Origin of the sequence: Plantibacter sp. Leaf1, assembly GCF_001421315.1 — a bacterium.
In the GTDB taxonomy this organism is placed as follows: Bacteria; Actinomycetota; Actinomycetes; order Actinomycetales; family Microbacteriaceae; genus Plantibacter.
Window position 1 is genome coordinate 1513254 of the sequence record NZ_LMJX01000002.1, and the last position, 14802, is coordinate 1528055.

Annotated in this window: 18 protein-coding genes; 8 read left to right on the forward strand and 10 right to left on the reverse strand. The window is 70.0% G+C overall.

The annotated features are described in order from the left end of the window. Nucleotides 1–33: 33 nt before the first annotated feature. Nucleotides 34–891: an SDR family oxidoreductase gene (locus ASE44_RS09305; protein ID WP_056779187.1), complete on the forward strand. Its 858-nt coding sequence runs from the start codon at nt 34–36 to the stop codon at nt 889–891. Nucleotides 892–1026: 135 nt separating this feature from the next. Here ASE44_RS09305 and ASE44_RS09310 read toward each other — a convergent pair whose 3' ends face one another. From ASE44_RS09310 to ASE44_RS09335, 6 genes are all read right to left on the reverse strand, one after another. Then, nucleotides 1027–1245, reverse strand: a complete 219-nt coding sequence (locus tag ASE44_RS09310; protein ID WP_056008777.1) for a hypothetical protein — start codon at nt 1243–1245, stop codon at nt 1027–1029. Nucleotides 1246–1397: 152 nt separating this feature from the next. Continuing rightward, nucleotides 1398–2021: a hypothetical protein gene (locus ASE44_RS09315; protein ID WP_056779188.1), complete on the reverse strand. Its 624-nt coding sequence runs from the start codon at nt 2019–2021 to the stop codon at nt 1398–1400. After that, nucleotides 2018–2626, reverse strand: coding sequence for a DUF6286 domain-containing protein (locus ASE44_RS09320; RefSeq protein WP_056008783.1), 609 nt, complete (start codon nt 2624–2626; stop codon nt 2018–2020). The genes ASE44_RS09315 and ASE44_RS09320 overlap by 4 nt, the downstream gene beginning before the upstream one ends. Beyond that, nucleotides 2623–3036: a hypothetical protein gene (locus tag ASE44_RS09325; RefSeq protein ID WP_056008787.1), complete on the reverse strand. Its 414-nt coding sequence runs from the start codon at nt 3034–3036 to the stop codon at nt 2623–2625. The genes ASE44_RS09320 and ASE44_RS09325 overlap by 4 nt, the downstream gene beginning before the upstream one ends. After that, nucleotides 3033–3224: a DUF2273 domain-containing protein gene (locus tag ASE44_RS09330; RefSeq protein ID WP_056008790.1), complete on the reverse strand. Its 192-nt coding sequence runs from the start codon at nt 3222–3224 to the stop codon at nt 3033–3035. The genes ASE44_RS09325 and ASE44_RS09330 overlap by 4 nt, the downstream gene beginning before the upstream one ends. Continuing rightward, nucleotides 3221–3679, reverse strand: coding sequence for an Asp23/Gls24 family envelope stress response protein (locus ASE44_RS09335; protein ID WP_056008793.1), 459 nt, complete (start codon nt 3677–3679; stop codon nt 3221–3223). The genes ASE44_RS09330 and ASE44_RS09335 overlap by 4 nt, the downstream gene beginning before the upstream one ends. Nucleotides 3680–3920: 241 nt before the next feature. Between ASE44_RS09335 and purL the strand changes: the two genes are divergently transcribed. Continuing rightward, the gene (gene purL / locus ASE44_RS09340) at nt 3921–6254 is read left to right on the forward strand and encodes a phosphoribosylformylglycinamidine synthase subunit PurL (protein WP_056008796.1); all 2334 of its coding nucleotides are present in this window, start codon (nt 3921–3923) and stop codon (nt 6252–6254) included. 232 nt (nt 6255–6486) lie between these two features. On the opposite strand, the gene ASE44_RS09345 is transcribed toward purL, so the two are convergent. Beyond that, complete coding sequence (locus ASE44_RS09345; protein WP_157579838.1) at nt 6487–6930, reverse strand: FCD domain-containing protein; 444 nt, start codon at nt 6928–6930, stop codon at nt 6487–6489. Between the two features lie 65 nt (nt 6931–6995). Beyond that, nucleotides 6996–7451 (reverse strand): hypothetical protein, encoded by a 456-nt coding sequence (locus ASE44_RS09350; RefSeq protein WP_056779190.1) that lies wholly within the window; start codon nt 7449–7451, stop codon nt 6996–6998. A gap of 257 nt (nt 7452–7708) precedes the next feature. Here ASE44_RS09350 and ASE44_RS18675 point away from each other — a divergent pair, with 257 nt between their 5' ends. Next, nucleotides 7709–8395: a GntR family transcriptional regulator gene (locus ASE44_RS18675; RefSeq protein WP_056779191.1), complete on the forward strand. Its 687-nt coding sequence runs from the start codon at nt 7709–7711 to the stop codon at nt 8393–8395. A gap of 107 nt (nt 8396–8502) precedes the next feature. Continuing rightward, nucleotides 8503–9168 (forward strand): nicotinamide riboside transporter PnuC, encoded by a 666-nt coding sequence (gene pnuC / locus ASE44_RS09360; protein ID WP_056779192.1) that lies wholly within the window; start codon nt 8503–8505, stop codon nt 9166–9168. On the opposite strand, the gene ASE44_RS09365 is transcribed toward pnuC, so the two are convergent. Together ASE44_RS09365 and ASE44_RS09370 are read right to left on the reverse strand one after the other, a co-directional pair. Continuing rightward, nucleotides 9099–10412: a cell wall metabolism sensor histidine kinase WalK gene (locus ASE44_RS09365; RefSeq protein WP_056779193.1), complete on the reverse strand. Its 1314-nt coding sequence runs from the start codon at nt 10410–10412 to the stop codon at nt 9099–9101. The genes pnuC and ASE44_RS09365 overlap by 70 nt on opposite strands. Then, a complete protein-coding gene (locus tag ASE44_RS09370) occupies nt 10412–11074 on the reverse strand; it encodes a response regulator transcription factor (RefSeq protein ID WP_056779196.1) in 663 nt (220 codons plus the stop codon). Before ASE44_RS09370 ends, ASE44_RS09365 begins: the two co-directional genes overlap by 1 nt. 195 nt (nt 11075–11269) lie before the next feature. Between ASE44_RS09370 and ASE44_RS09375 the strand changes: the two genes are divergently transcribed. From ASE44_RS09375 to ASE44_RS09390, 4 genes are read left to right on the forward strand one after another with little or no spacing between them, the layout of a single operon-like run. Then, complete coding sequence (locus ASE44_RS09375) at nt 11270–11806, forward strand: hypothetical protein (protein WP_056779197.1); 537 nt, start codon at nt 11270–11272, stop codon at nt 11804–11806. Continuing rightward, nucleotides 11803–12867: a peptidoglycan-binding protein gene (locus ASE44_RS09380; RefSeq protein ID WP_056779200.1), complete on the forward strand. Its 1065-nt coding sequence runs from the start codon at nt 11803–11805 to the stop codon at nt 12865–12867. The genes ASE44_RS09375 and ASE44_RS09380 overlap by 4 nt, the downstream gene beginning before the upstream one ends. Further along, nucleotides 12864–13595: an ABC transporter ATP-binding protein gene (locus tag ASE44_RS09385; RefSeq protein ID WP_056779202.1), complete on the forward strand. Its 732-nt coding sequence runs from the start codon at nt 12864–12866 to the stop codon at nt 13593–13595. The genes ASE44_RS09380 and ASE44_RS09385 overlap by 4 nt, the downstream gene beginning before the upstream one ends. Nucleotides 13596–13603: 8 nt before the next feature. Further along, nucleotides 13604–14800: an ABC transporter permease gene (locus tag ASE44_RS09390; protein WP_157579839.1), complete on the forward strand. Its 1197-nt coding sequence runs from the start codon at nt 13604–13606 to the stop codon at nt 14798–14800. Nucleotides 14801–14802 lie beyond the last annotated feature (2 nt).

A 14802-nucleotide genomic window follows, 5' to 3' on the forward strand; every position in this document is an offset into this window, starting at 1 on the left:
TCCTCCTCAGCGAACCCCAACGAAAGGACCATCATGTCTCTCGTCGTCACCGGAGCCACCGGCCACCTCGGCCACCTCGTCGTCGAGCACCTGCTCGCCCGTGGAACCGATCCCGCCTCCATCGTCGCCACCGGCCGCCGCACCGAGGCCCTCGCCGACCTCGCCGCACAGGGTGTGCGCACCGCGACGGTCGACTTCGCCGACCCGAGCACGCTCGACGCCGCCCTCGAGGCCGGCGACACCGTCCTGCTCGTCTCCAGCAGCGAGGTCGGTCAGCGCGTCGCCCAGCACGCCAACGTCATCGACGCCGCCAAGCGCGCCGGCGTCGCCCGCATCGTGTACACGAGCGCCTCGAAGGCCGACACCTCGCCCCTCATCCTCGCGCCGGAGCACAAGGCGACCGAGGAACTCCTCCGCGCCTCCGGCGTCCCGTTCACCATCCTGCGCAACGGTTGGTACACGGAGAACTACGGCCAGGCCGTCGACCAGGCCAAGGCGACCGGGTCCTTCGTCGGGAGCGTCGGCGACGGACGCGTGTCGAGCGCGTCCCGCACCGACTACGCGGAGGCGGCAGCCGTCGTCCTCACCACCGACGGCCACGAGGGCGCCGTCTACGAACTCTCCGGAGACGTCGCCTGGACTCAGCCCGAATTGGCCCAGGCGATCGGCGAGCTCATCGGTCGCGAGGTCACCTACCAGGACCTCTCCCCCGAGGACCACTCGAAGGCGCTCCTGGCCGCCGGTCTCGACGAGGGCACGGTCGGCTTCGTCGTCGCGCTCGACGGCAACACCCGCGACGGCCTGCTCGGGGACACCTCCGGCGACCTCAGCCGCCTGATCGGCCGGCCGACGACGCCGCTCGTCGAGGGGCTCCGCCCGCTCGTCGGCTGATCGACGCCGTTCCACGACAGAACGCCGTCCACCCGCCTGAACTCAGGCGGGTGGACGGCGTTCTCGTTGCGGCGGGCCGACTCGGCGACCGACCCAGGGGCCGGCGCAGCTCAGCTCAGCTCAGCTCAGCTCAGCTCAGTGCAGCTTCTTCTGGACTTCCTTCTGCGCCTTCGCCGTGGCCTTCTTCGCCTTCTTCACGGCCTGCTTGCGGGCCTTCTCGACGCGCGGGTCGTTCCAGAACTCTTCGGCGGCGTGCTTGATCTCGCGGTACCGCGTGCGCCCGGCCTTCGCGCCGAGCGTGTAGGCGCCGAAGGCGACGAGGCCGACGATGATGAGGAGGATCTTCTTACCCATGGTGTTGCTCCCTCTCCCACGGATGCGCCGTGGGGCGTTGATGTGTCCCGATGGTTCATTCCGCGACACTGGCATTCTGCGACGCGGGGCTGCGGATCAGCCGATTCGGACTGGGGCTTGCAATTGCACCGGCGCGTCCTGCGCAGTGACGATCACTGCAGGACGCGTTTCGGTTTGGCGGCTCGGAAGCCACCACCGACCTCGACGAGGACGGGGAGCTCGACGCCGAGCAGGCGGTCGAGGGACTCGACGGCCGAGCTGACGGTCTCCACTGCCGTGCGGGGCGAGACGCCGCGCCGGCAGGTCACGGCGACCTTGAGCGCCTGCGCCCGGTTCACGTCCCATGCGGAGACCCGGACGGCCGAGAACGCCTCCGTGTCGTCGAGCGCATCACCGAGGGCGTCGGCCGCGACGTCCGTCTGGAGCACGATGTCGCCGTGGTCGACCGAGGCGCGATGCACGATCCCGGAACGGCCACGCCCCTGTCGCAGGACGAACGAGATGAGCAGGGCGGCGACGATCACGAGCAGCACGATCCCGGCGATCGGGACGAGGATCGGGGCCGTCTGACCGGCGTCCGTGCCCGGCACCGCGGCGAACGGGTTCCAGGCGAACCAGCCGTCGATCGTGTCGAGCACGGAGCCACGGTTGTCGCGCCACCAGTCGGCGACGACGGGCACGGTGACGACGGCGAGCGCCGCTGCCCCGAGGACGACGAGGAGGAGTCCGACGATGAGGATGAGCAGACGGTTGAGTCCGCGGTTGGTGGAGTTCACTGTCCGACCTTCCCGTTCGACGAGATGGAGGTGGTAGCGCGGAGCGACGGCTGCAGGCCGAACGCGTCGAGGTCTGCTGCGACGGCGCGGTCGACCTCCGAGCGGTCGACGGGCATGCCGCTGGCCGGGGTGATGCGGATCGCCGCGCTGCGTCGCCCGACGGCCACCGAGGTGCCGTCCGGGTGCGTGGCGGCCGTCGTCGAGGCGCGTTGTGCGAGGGCGGAGGCGATGACCTCGTCGTCGACGACCGCGAGGACGCGACCGGTCGACAACAGGTGACGGTGCCGACGCCCGGGTCCGATGGCGATCCCGAGGAGGATCACGCCGAGGACGAGCACGAGTGCCCCCGCGACGCCGAGGATGACGGGCTGCGTGGTCGGCAGACTCGCCGCAGCGCCCGGGATCTCGCCAGGAGCGACGAGGAGCGGGCGGACGCCGATGAGGGCGAGCAGCGTCTCGACGGCGATCCAGAGCGCGACGAGCACGAGGAGGACGGCGAGGAGGATCGCGGCGGTGGAACGTGGCGAGTGCAGCTCGCGGCGAGCCAGGCGACGGAGCACCTTGGTCGGACCGGCGGCCGGGGTCGTGGCTGCGGTGGCGGTCATGAGACCCGTCCTTCCTGGTCGATCTCGAGTCCGCTCACGCGGATGGAGACGCGCGAGACGCTCGAGCCGGACAACTGTTCGACGCGCGCGGCGATGGCTGCGGTGGCGGCCGAGACCCGCTCGACGATGGAGCCCCCGGAACGCTGGAGCGCCTCCGGGGCGGCCGAGACGCGCGCCAACGGGATCGCGCGCATCGGCGAGGTGACGATGAGCGCGAGCGCGCCCCGGTCGTCGGCGAGGTCGACCTTCACGCGTCCCGCCGGGACCCCGAGCGATTCGGCCGCGATGTTGACGGCGACGTGCTCGAGGGCCTTCGCGGTGATCCGCGTCCGGCCCGGCCCGCCGTGCGGGTGCACGACGGGCGCTTCGGCGACCGGGGTGACCCCGCGGTCGAGGACGGCGGTGGTCATGACGAGACGCGCTTCCCGCGGACGGCGTCGACGATCGCGTTCAGGTCGGTCTGGCCGGTGACGATGCGGGCCACGAGAGCACCGATCCCCATCGCGACAGCGACGAACACGAACGCCCAGAACCCGAAGGCCACCCAGCTGAGGGCGAGGACGGCGCCGATCAGGATGCCGGTGTTGGTCGCGGTCACTGGACTCGCGCCTCAGCGTCCTGGTCCTCGTCCTCGGACGGGATGAAGACGTCGCTGACGGTCACGTTGACCTCGGTGACCTCCATGCCGACGAACTGCTCGATCGCGCGGATGATCGAGGCGCGGACCTCGCCGGCGACGGCCTGCAGGTCGACCGGGTAGTCGGCGACGATCACGACGTCGACGGCGACCTGGGTCTCGCCGACCTCGACGCGGATGCCCTGCGACAGGTCGGAGGAGCCGATGGCGTCGCGGATGGCACCGAAGGCGCGGGCTGCGCCGCCACCGAGGGCGTGCACACCGCGGACCTCGCGGGCGGCGATGCCGGCGATCTTCGCGACCACACCGTTGTCGATCACCGTCTTGCCGTAGGTGTTCGCCTGGGTCGCCGCGTTGTTCTCACCGACGACACCCTTCGTGACGGTGGGCTTCGGGGAGGAGGTGGTGTTCGACATGGTGTTGCCCTTCCTGGTTCGTCTCGAGCGAGCGGTTGATCGCTTCGTTGGTGATAGGACGCAGCCATCACGCCGTTCGTCACGGTCGATCTCGAAGCTCGTGAAGCGACCCCGAATCCAGCACCACGCCGTGACGAATCGGCCTCGACCTCCGACGCCCATCCGAGGATCTGTTCGTCACCGCGCGCCGCTAAGATTGGTGGGTCCGGCATCCCCCCTCTTCCTTTGGAGTCCTGCCCTCGTGACGACCACCACCCCCACCACTTCCGCCGTCGCCGACACCGTCGAGAACGCGATCGCGACCCCGGATCGCGAGCAGCCCTACGGCGCGCTCGGTCTGAAGGCCGACGAGTACGCGAAGATCCGCGAGATCCTCGGCCGGCGTCCCACGAGCGGCGAACTCGCGATGTACTCCGTCATGTGGAGCGAGCACTGCTCGTACAAGTCCAGCAAGATCTACCTGCGCCAGTTCGGGCAGAAGGTCACGGACGAGATGAAGAAGAACCTCATGGTCGGCATGGGCGAGAACGCGGGCGTCATCGACGTCGGTGAGGGCTGGGCCGTCACCTTCAAGGTGGAGAGCCACAACCACCCCTCCTACATCGAGCCCTTCCAGGGTGCGGCGACGGGCGTCGGCGGCATCGTGCGCGACATCATCTCGATGGGTGCACGTCCGGTCGCGATCATGGACCAGCTCCGCTTCGGCGACATCGACCACCCCGACACGGCGCGCGTCGTGCACGGGGTCACCGCCGGCATCTCCTCCTATGGCAACTGCCTCGGCCTGCCGAACATCGGCGGCGAGACCTACTTCGACAAGGTGTACCAGGGCAACCCGCTCGTCAACGCCCTGTCGGTCGGCGTCCTGCGTCACGAGGACCTCCGCCTCGCCAACGCCTCGGGCGTCGGCAACAAGATCGTCCTGTTCGGTGCCCGCACCGGTGGCGACGGCATCGGTGGCGCCTCCATCCTCGCGTCGGACTCGTTCGACGCCAACGGCCCCACGAAGCGACCGGCCGTCCAGGTCGGCGACCCGTTCGCCGAGAAGGTGCTCATCGAGTGCTGTCTCGAGCTGTACCGCGACAGCCTCGTCGAGGGCATCCAGGACCTCGGCGCCGCCGGGATCTCCTGCGCCACGAGTGAGCTCGCGGCCAACGGCGACGGCGGCATGTTCGTCGAGCTCTCGCACGTCCTCCTTCGCGACCCCTCGCTCACGCCCGAGGAGATCCTCATGTCGGAGTCGCAGGAGCGCATGATGGCCGTCGTCGAGCCGGGCAAGCTCGACGCCTTCCTGGCCGTCACCGACAAGTGGGACGTCGAGACCTCCGTGCTCGGCGAGGTCACCGACACCGGCCGCCTCGTCATCAACTGGCACGGCGAGGAGATCGTCAATGTCGACCCCTCGACCGTCGCGGTCGACGGCCCGGTCTACGAGCGCCCGGTCGCGTATCCCACCTGGATCGACGCCCTGCAGGCCGACTCCGCGTCGGCGCTCCCCCGCACCGACGCACCGGCCGAGCTCGAGCAGCAGTTCCGTGCCCTCCTCGGTTCCGCGAACCTCGCCGACAAGAGCTGGATCACCAACCAGTACGACTACTACGTGATGGGCAACACGGCGCTCTCCTTCCCCGACGACGGCGGCATGATCCGTGTCGACGAGGAGTCCGGTCTCGGCTTCGCGATCGCGACCGACGCCAACGGCCGCTACTGCCAGCTCGACCCCCGCCAGGGCGCGCAGCTCGCCCTCGCGGAGGCGTACCGCAACGTCGCCGTCACCGGCGCGGTGCCCGCAGCCGTCACCGATTGCCTGAACTTCGGCTCACCGGAGAACCCCGAGGTCATGTGGCAGTTCTCCGAGGCTGTCGCCGGCCTGTCGGACGCCTGCCTCGAACTCGGCGTGCCCGTTACCGGTGGCAACGTGTCGTTCTACAACCAGACGGGCGACGTCCCGATCTTCCCGACGCCCGTTGTCGGCGTGCTCGGCGTGATCGACGACGTCGCGCGCCGCATCCCGAGCGGCTGGCAGGACGAGGGCGACAACCTGTACCTCCTCGGCACCACGGCACTCGAACTCGACGGTTCCGCCTGGGCCGGCACGATCCACGACCACCTCGGCGGACACCCGCCCAAGGTGGACCTCGCGGGCGAGAAGACGTTGGCCGAGCTGCTGCACGCCGCGGCGAAGGAGGGCCTCGTGTCCTCCGCCCACGACCTCTCCGACGGTGGCCTTGCTCAGGCGCTGGCCGAGAGCGTCATGCGCTTCGGTGTCGGCGCGCGCGTCTTCCTGGGCGAGGTGCTCAGCCGCGACGGCGTCGACCTCACCACGGCGCTCTTCTCGGAGTCCACGGGCCGGGTGCTCGTCTCCGTTCCGCGCGAGGACGACGTGAAGTTCCAGGGGCTGTGCGAGGGCCGCGGGTACCCCGTGCTCCGCATCGGTGTGACCGACGCCTCCGCCGTCGGCGAGGCGACCGAGCCCGCCCTCGAGATCCAGGACGTCTTGACCATGACGGTCTCCGAGCTGCGCCAGGTGTCGAAGAGCGTCCTGCCGCAGCGCTTCGGGCCGGTCATCGGCTGATCCACCATCGGCTGATCAGAAGCCGTGACACAGCCCCCGCGCCCGAAGGCGCGGGGGCTGTTCCGTCGGGTGGGCGGATACCCGAAACCCACCCACCCGACTCACCCACGGGCGCTCAGGCCGGGAACCCGAATGTCCGGGCCGGCGTCTCCATGGATGTGGTCGCAAGCGACCTCTTCAGCATATCAGATGTTGGAATGCGTCCGGGTCATGCGTCATGCATCGAAGGGCATCATGCAGGAGAAGCAGCCATGCCGAAGAGACGCTCGACGGCCAACTCCGCCGCGATCGCGTCACCCTCGGCGACGGCATCGCGAAGGATCGGGAAGTCGACGCCCAGCTCGGCCCAGTCGAGCCATTCAGTCTCGGCGGTCACCGACAGGTGCGGCGACAGGAGCGCGAGGGCGTCGCGGGCGGTCGTGACGAGGATGCGGTTCGGGCAGCAGGCCACGAGATGGTCCATGAGCCGCCAGGAGTGTTCGGCGTAGCCCACGGGGTCGGCCCGCCCGATCAGTCGTACGATCACATCCATCTCCGCCACCAACGCGGCGCGTTCGGCATCGCCGAGCGAGGGGACGGTGACCCGGGTCACGCCACCGATGAGCGCGCCGAGGGTCTGGAACAGGTGGATCCGCCGAGGACGCACCCCATCCCCCTCCGCAGCTGCGACCGACATGAGTCCCGCCTTCCCGCGATGCTGGGGGTGCATGCGTGCGCGCCAGGATAGCAAGAGCCCGGCCCTCAGGCCGTGAGGAGCGATGCCGACGGCAGGGGCCGGAACCGGTCGAAGTACCCGGCGCGGACGAACCGGATGAGATTCCCCGCCGGGTCGACGAGGCCGAAACCCGGGTAGCGCTCTCCGTGTCGACCGCCATGGTCCTCCGGGAGGAGCGCCGGTACACCGACCTCGAACACCTCACCGCAGTGAGTCAACATGCGTCGGGCGAACTCCAGGTACAGCGCCTTCGGGCTCACCGCCGCGAGGATGCAGACCGAGTCCCGCTCCCCGCCCGTCGACACCGGTACGCTCCCGCGTCGCTCGATGTAGAGGAGCTCACCGCCACCCACCGAGACGTGGAGGCGGCGTTCGGTCGCGGCGTCCAGCCGACTGATGCGCGCCCCGAGCATCGCGTAGAAGCCCGCCACCTCAGGGACCGAGGGGCATTCGAGCACGCTGACGGCAAGACCGGTGGACATGGTGACTCCAGTGATCGAGCGCTCGGAAGACCTCCTGGCGGGCGAGGGAAGCGCCCGGGTGCAGCTGAGCGGGAACGGGTGCAGAGGCTGATGGGAACCGCCCATCGAGTGAATGGCACACCTAGAATATCAAATACTTGTCAAGATGTCGATGTTTCCCCGCATGATCCACAACACATGAGGCGTGAAACTGTCCAACACACCTCGGATATCGGTATCCTGAACAGGTCACATCCCAGCTCGACGATCGGAGACCCATGCCCGTGCCCAAGACCGTCGAGTCGAGCCCTCGGAAGCTCCTCCGCGACATCGTGTTCGACCAGCTGCTGACCGCCATCGAGGACGGCACGCTCGAGCCCGGGGAACGCCTGAACGACGAGGAACTCGAGAAGTGGCTGGGGGTGTCGCGCACCCCGATCCGCGAGGCCATCAGCAAGCTCGCCGACATCGGCCTCGTCGAGACCGCTCCGCAGCGGTACACCCGCGTCGCCAAGCCGACGTTGGAGCAGTACGCGGAAGCGCTGCGACTCCTGAACGGGTTCCACGAGCTCAGCGCGCGCTGGAGCATCCCGCACTTCACGGACGAGGACGTTGAGACGTTCCGTGCGCTCGGCGACGCCGTCCTCGCCGACATCGAGGCCCGCGACAAGCACGTGCTCCGCTCCTCCTCCGACTTCGCCGACTTCATGGTCGAGCGCTCCGGCAACTCGCTGCTGCAGCAGGTCGCCCGCCAGATGAACACGAGGGTGACCTACACCGCGCTGCCCACGATCGAGTTCTTCCAGTGGGACATCTTCGCCGCGTACGTCGCAGGCCTCGTGGCGGCCGCCGAGGCGCGGAGTGCCGAGGACGCCGAGCGGGTCATGCGCGCCCAGGCGAAGGCCACCGACGCCTTCCTCGAGCAGGTCGTCGCGGCCGGCGGCGGAGTCCCCTCCGCGAGCTAGCCGCTCCACGCCGTCCCGGAGCCGCCTCCCGATCGGGAGGCGGCTCCGCTCGTTGTACGGTGGACCGTCGGCCGCGTGGCCGCGGGTCGTCGGAACGGAGCACAGCAGTGGGATTCCTCCTCTGGCTCTTCGACGCGACCTTCACGATCGGCGACCAGGTGGTCCTCTGGCGCGAGGTCGTCGGCAACCTGTTCGGCCTGGCGAGCGCCCTCGGCGGCATGCGTCGCCGAGCCTGGGCCTGGCCCGTCGGGATCATCGGGAACGCCCTACTGCTGACCGTCTTCCTCGGTGCCGTGTTCCACACACCGAACCCGACGAACCTCCTCGGCCAAGCCGGCCGGCAGCTCATGTTCATCGTCGTCTCGGTCTACGGGTGGGTGCAGTGGCGGCGCAACGAGCACGTCGAGACGGCGACCGGTCCCGTGTCGGTCATCAGGCCCCGATGGGCCGGTGCGCGCGCCCGCCTCGTGCTCGTCGCCCTGCTGGTGGGTGGGACACTCCTGTTGACGCCGCTCTTCCGCGCGCTCGGCTCCTACGAACCGGTCTGGGCCGACGCCTGGATCTTCATGGGCTCCCTGCTCGCCACCTGGGGCATGGCGAAACGGTGGGTCGAGTTCTGGCTCATCTGGGTGGCGGTGGACATCGTCGGGGTGCCGCTCCTGTTCGGAGCCGGGTACTGGGTCTCGGCGTCGATGTACCTGTTCTACGGTGCGTTCACACTCGCCGGCTTCTTCGTGTGGGCGCGCGGCGAACGAGCCGAACCGGCGAGGTGAGCCGACGCCTCGGTCGCCGCGTCTCCTCGACCCGCCGGGAACGTGACGGTGACGACGAGGCCACCCGAGGGGCGGGCGGCGAGGCGCATCTCCGCACCGTGCACTTCGACGATGCTCTCCACGATGGCGAGTCCGAGTCCCCGTGACCGCTCGGCGTCGCCCGCGACACGGCCACCGACGCGGTAGAACGGCTCCGTGAGCCGCGCGACGGCCTCGGCCGGGAGGTACTCGCCGGAGTTCTCGACCCGGAGCACCACGGCATCCTCCGGTGTGCCCGCGCGGGCCAGCGACACGTGCACGAACCCGCCGTCGACATTGTGCCGGACGGCGTTCTGGACGAGGTTCCCGCACAGGTGCTGCAGCATCCCCGCGTCGCCCAGGACGGAGCACTCCTCGAGATCGGTGGTGCACCGGAGACCACGGGCCGCTGCGGCCGTGGACACCGCGGCGACGGCGTCGGCGACGATCTCGTCGAGCTCGACCTCCGCGACGCCGAGCTCGGTGTGTCCGAGGTCGGCGAGGTCGAGGACGGCCTCCACGGTCCGGATGCTGCGCGTGTTCGTGTCGCGCAGGCGGGTGATGAGTTCGCGGACGGTCGCTTCGTCGAGGTGCTCGTCCTGTGCGGCGACGTCGAGCGGCGTCCGCAACTCGTGCGAGGCGTTCGCGGCGAACCGCTGGTGGGCGTGGAACGCGCGCTCGAGTCGTTCGAGCATGTGGTCGACGGTGTCGGAGAGGTCGGTGATCTCGTCGCGTGGTCCCGCGAGCGCGACCCGGTGGTCGAGCGAGCCGGCGGCCGCGCGCTGCGCCGCCCGGTTGATCTCCTGCAGCGGCCGGAGGAGTCGACCCGACATGAGCCACCCGACCCACGCGCTCGCACCGGCGAGGACGACGAGGACGATGAGGGACCACACCAGCAGGGTGTTCAGGATGTCCCCCTGGTCGGACACGATGAGCGCAGCGCCGCCGTCGGCCGAGGTCAGGCCTTCCACCGGTCGGTAGGTCGCGGCGTCACCAGGGCCGTCGGTCGGTGTCGCCGCCTCCAGGCGTGTCGCGTCGACGGTGCCCGTCGTCGTGCGGATCGAGGTGATCGCGTAGGTCGGGACGTACCGCATGAAGGTGTAGATGAGGACGAGCATGACGGACCCGGCGATCGTGAACAGCGCAGCGTAGGTGAGCGTCAGGCGGAGGCGGACGGTCAGGCGGCTGGGTCGGGCGGCCCGGCCCGCGGCGGCGGTGCGCGGCATCAGTCGCCCTCGATCCGGTATCCGACACCGGGTACCGTCGTGATCACCCACGGTCGGCCGAGGCGACGGCGGAGGTTCGAGATCGTCACGCGGATGGTGTTCGTGAAGGGGTCGACGTTCTCGTCCCACGCCTTCTCGAGGAGCGTCTCCGCGCTCACCACACCGCCGTCGGCGAGCAGCAGTTGCTCCAGGACGGCGAACTCCTTGCGCGAGAGCTTGACGTAGGCGCCGTCGCGGAAGACCTCCCGTCGGAACGGGTCGAGTCGGACGCCGGCGCGCTCCAGGACCGGAGGACGGGACTCGGTGGTGCGGCGGGCCAGGGCTCGGAGGCGGGCGATGAGCTCGGGGAACTCGAACGGCTTCGCGAGGTAGTCGTCGGCTCCGAGCCCCAGCCCGGAGACGGTGTCGTCGAGTCGGCGGGCGGCCGTGAGCATCATGACGCGGACCTCGGGGTGCTCGGCGACGACGATGCGGCAGACGTCGTCGCCATGGGTGCCCGGCAGATCGCGATCGAGGAGGATGACGTCGTAGTCGTTGATCGTGAGCGCCTCCAGCGCGGCGTCGCCGTCGAGCGCGACGTCGGCGGCGATCGCGGCCTGCCGGAGACCCGAGCGGATCGCTTCGGCCAGGTAGGCCTCGTCCTCGGCGATCAGGACGCGCATGGGGGTTCCTTTCGATGAGCGGGTGGGTGGGTGACCCGGCGAGCGTACGGACACCGATCGGGCGTACCCCGAATGTCGGTTAGTCATCGTGCGCTGCGCGATGTTCCGAGAACGTCAACGGTTTCCTTGACGCCCGGGCAACGCGTCACCGAGTGGACTGGTCGTCACCAGTCAGCACGCAACGAAGGAGCGACCATGCCCGTGCACACCACCACCACCACCCGTCCCGTCCGTCGGCCGTTCAGCACGCTCGCCGCGCTGATCGCCATCCCGTTCCTCGTCGGATCGCTCGCCGCCTGCGCGTCAGGCTCACCCGAATCCGAGTCCCCGTCCAAGACCCCGTCGACCGTCCAGAGCTTCGAGGACTGGCAGCTCGCCTTCGCCTCCTGCATGCGCGACGAGGGGGTGGACCTCCCCGACCCCGGCAAGGACGGCTCCGGCGCAGCCATCAGCCTCGGCGACGCTGACCCGGAAGCCTTCACGGCCGCGTCCAAGACGTGCACCGACAAGCTCGGAACCCCGCCCGCACCGTCAGGCGGCGACGTACCCGTCTCGGACCGGTTCGACGAGCAGCTCCAGATGGCCGAGTGCTTCCGCGAGCACGGCATCGACGTCCCCGACCCGGTCAAGGGCGAGGCGATGAACATCCCGAGTGACGTCCCTGAGGATGTGCTCGACGCCTGCGGCCTCGACCTGAGCAACGGCAGCTCGACCGGCTCGACCGGCCGATGAGCATCCGTCCTCGGATCGTCGCAGCCCTCTGCGTCGGCGCCGTCCTGATCTCGGGCGGCGCCGTCGCGAGCATCGCGGCTCTGTCCTCGGCCGGACCAACCGGCCAGGAGGAGCCGTCGAACACCGTCCGCACGGGTACCGCACCGATCACGACAGGCGAGCTCGCCGGTACGACCCAGGCGACCGGCACCCTCGACTACGCCGATCAGCGGACCATCGGCGGCGGGGCCGGCATCGTCACCGCGGTCCCCGCCCCTGGCAGCACGGTGTCGCTCGGCGGCACCCTCTACGCCGTCGACAACGTCCCGGTCACACTCCTGCACGGACCGCTCCCCGCCTGGCGTGCGTTCGGGTCGGGCATGAGCGACGGACCGGACGTCCGGCAACTCGAGATGAGCCTCGCGGCGCTCGGGTACTTCGACCGCGAACCGGACGACGAGTTCGCCGCGTCCACCGCGCGTGCCATCGAGCGGTGGCAGGAGGCCCTCGGCGTCGAGGAGACGGGACGACTGGAGCTCGGCTCCGTCGTCTTCATGCCGGGCGACGTCAGGATCGCGTCGGTGGACGCCGCGGTCGGCACCGCCGCCTCGGACAAGGTCGTCACCGTGTCGTCGCTGACCAAGCGCATCGACGTCCCGCTCAAGCTGGCGGATCAGCGTCTCGGCGTCGTCGGGACGACGGTCGACGTGAACCTCCCCGGCGGCCAGCGCACGACCGGCACGGTGAGCGATGTCGGCGTCCCGACCGAATCGGACGCGGACGGTCAGAAGAAGGTCACGATCCCCGTCGGTGTCACCCTGGACGACCCTGCGGCGGCCGCGGAGCTCCAACGCGCGACCGTCACGGTCGGCTTCCCCACGGAACGACGCGAGAACGTCCTCTCCGTGCCGGTCGAAGCGCTCATCGCCATCGACGACACGACCTTCGGCGTCGAGGTCGTCGACGGGAAGGGGAAGCATCAGCAGGTCCCCGTCACGACGGGGCTGTTCGCCGACGGGCGGGTCGAGGTCTCGGGAGACGGTGTCCGCGAGGGTCTCGACGTCGTGGTGCCGGTGTCATGACGGGCCCCAGGACGGTATCGCCCGCCGCACCGGCACGGGCGGCCAGACCACCGATCATCCACCTCGAGGGAGTCACCCGCGAATACGGAGAGCCACCCACCCTCGCGCTCGCCGGCGTCGACCTGGTGGTCGAGGAGGGTGAGTTCGTCGCGATCGTCGGACCGAGCGGCTCCGGGAAGTCGACGATGCTCAACCTCATCGGGACGCTCGACCGTCCCACCAGCGGCACCGCGCGGATCGCCGGCTCGGACGTCGGGCGCCTCTCGGACGCGAAGCTCTCGGCGCTCCGCGCGTACCGCATCGGCTTCGTGTTCCAGCAGTTCCATCTCGCCGACGGCTCGACCACGGTCGACAACGTCGCCGACGGCCTCATCTACGCCGGCGTCCCCCGGGCCGAGCGCCGTCGACGAGCGGTCGTCGCCCTCGAACGCGTCGGCCTCGGCCACCGACTCGGTCATCGTCCCACGCAGCTCTCCGGCGGTGAGCGGCAGCGGGTCGCGATCGCACGCGCCGTGGTCGGCGACCCGCCGCTGCTCCTCGCCGACGAACCCACCGGCAACCTGGACTCCGTGTCCGGGGCGAGCATCGTCGACCTCCTGCACGAACTCCACGGGGCGGGGACCACCGTCGTGGTCATCACGCACGACGCCGAACTCGCAGCGCGACTGCCCCGGCAGGTGGCGATCCGTGACGGCCACATCGTCAGCGACTCGGGGCGCGCCGCATGAGCGGGTCCATGAATCTCGACCACGACCGTCGGTCACGGCTCCTCGGTCGCGACATCCTCCGGCTCGGGACGACGGGTCTCCGGGCACGGCCGACACGTGCGGTCCTGTCCGCGCTGGGGATCGCGATCGGTATCGCGGCGATGATCGCGGTCGTCGGGATCTCCTCGTCCAGTCAGGCGAAACTGCAGGCGCAGCTCTCCGCCCTCGGGACGAACCTGCTGACCGTCCAACCGGGCAAGAACCTCTTCGGCGAGGCGGCGACCCTGCCCGCGAACACCGTCGGCAAGGTGGGGCTGATCGACGGCGTCGAACACGCCGGCTCGGCAGCGGCGCTCGACGGTGTGCTCGTCTACCGCAGCAGCCTCATCGACCGAGCGTCGAGCGGCGGCCTCTGGGCGGCCGCGGTGTCGGAGGGCCTGCTCGACGTCGTCGGCGGGAAGCTCGCCTCCGGCGACTGGCTGAACCGGGCGACGGGGAGCTACCCCGCCGTCGTCCTGGGGTCCAAGGCCGCAGAACGACTGGGCATCACGACGGTCGGTTCGATGATCCAGCTCGGCGACCAGTACGTCACGGTGGTGGGCATCCTGGAGCCGCTCGACCTCGCACCGGAACTCGACACCGCGGCGATGATCGGCGAGACCGTCGCCGCCGAACGCTTCGGGTACGACGGCGAACCGACCACGGTGTACGAACGGTCCACCGATGAGCGCGTCGAGGCCGTCCGCGACCTCCTCCCCCGCACGGTGAACCCCGCGGCGCCCGAGGAGGTCGAGGTCTCCAGACCGTCGGACGCCCTCGCCGCCAAACAGGCCGCCGATCAAGCCTTCACCGGCCTCCTCCTGGGGCTCGGCTCGGTCGCCCTCCTCGTCGGCGGGATCGGGGTCGCGAACACGATGGTGATCTCCGTGCTCGAACGTCGACGGGAGATCGGCCTGCGTCGAGCGCTCGGTGCCACCCGCGGCCACATCCGATCGCAGTTCCTGACCGAGGCCCTCCTGCTCTCCGCCCTCGGCGGGGTCGCGGGCGCAGGCCTCGGAACGGCGGTGACGAGTGTCGTCGCCGCGATGAACGACTGGCCGACGGCCGTACCGCCGGAGGTACTGCTCGCGGGGGTCGGCGCCACGCTGGTGATCGGCGCGATCGCCGGCCTCTACCCGGCGATCCGCGCAGCCAGGACCCCACCGACCTCGGCCCTCAGCGGCTGAGC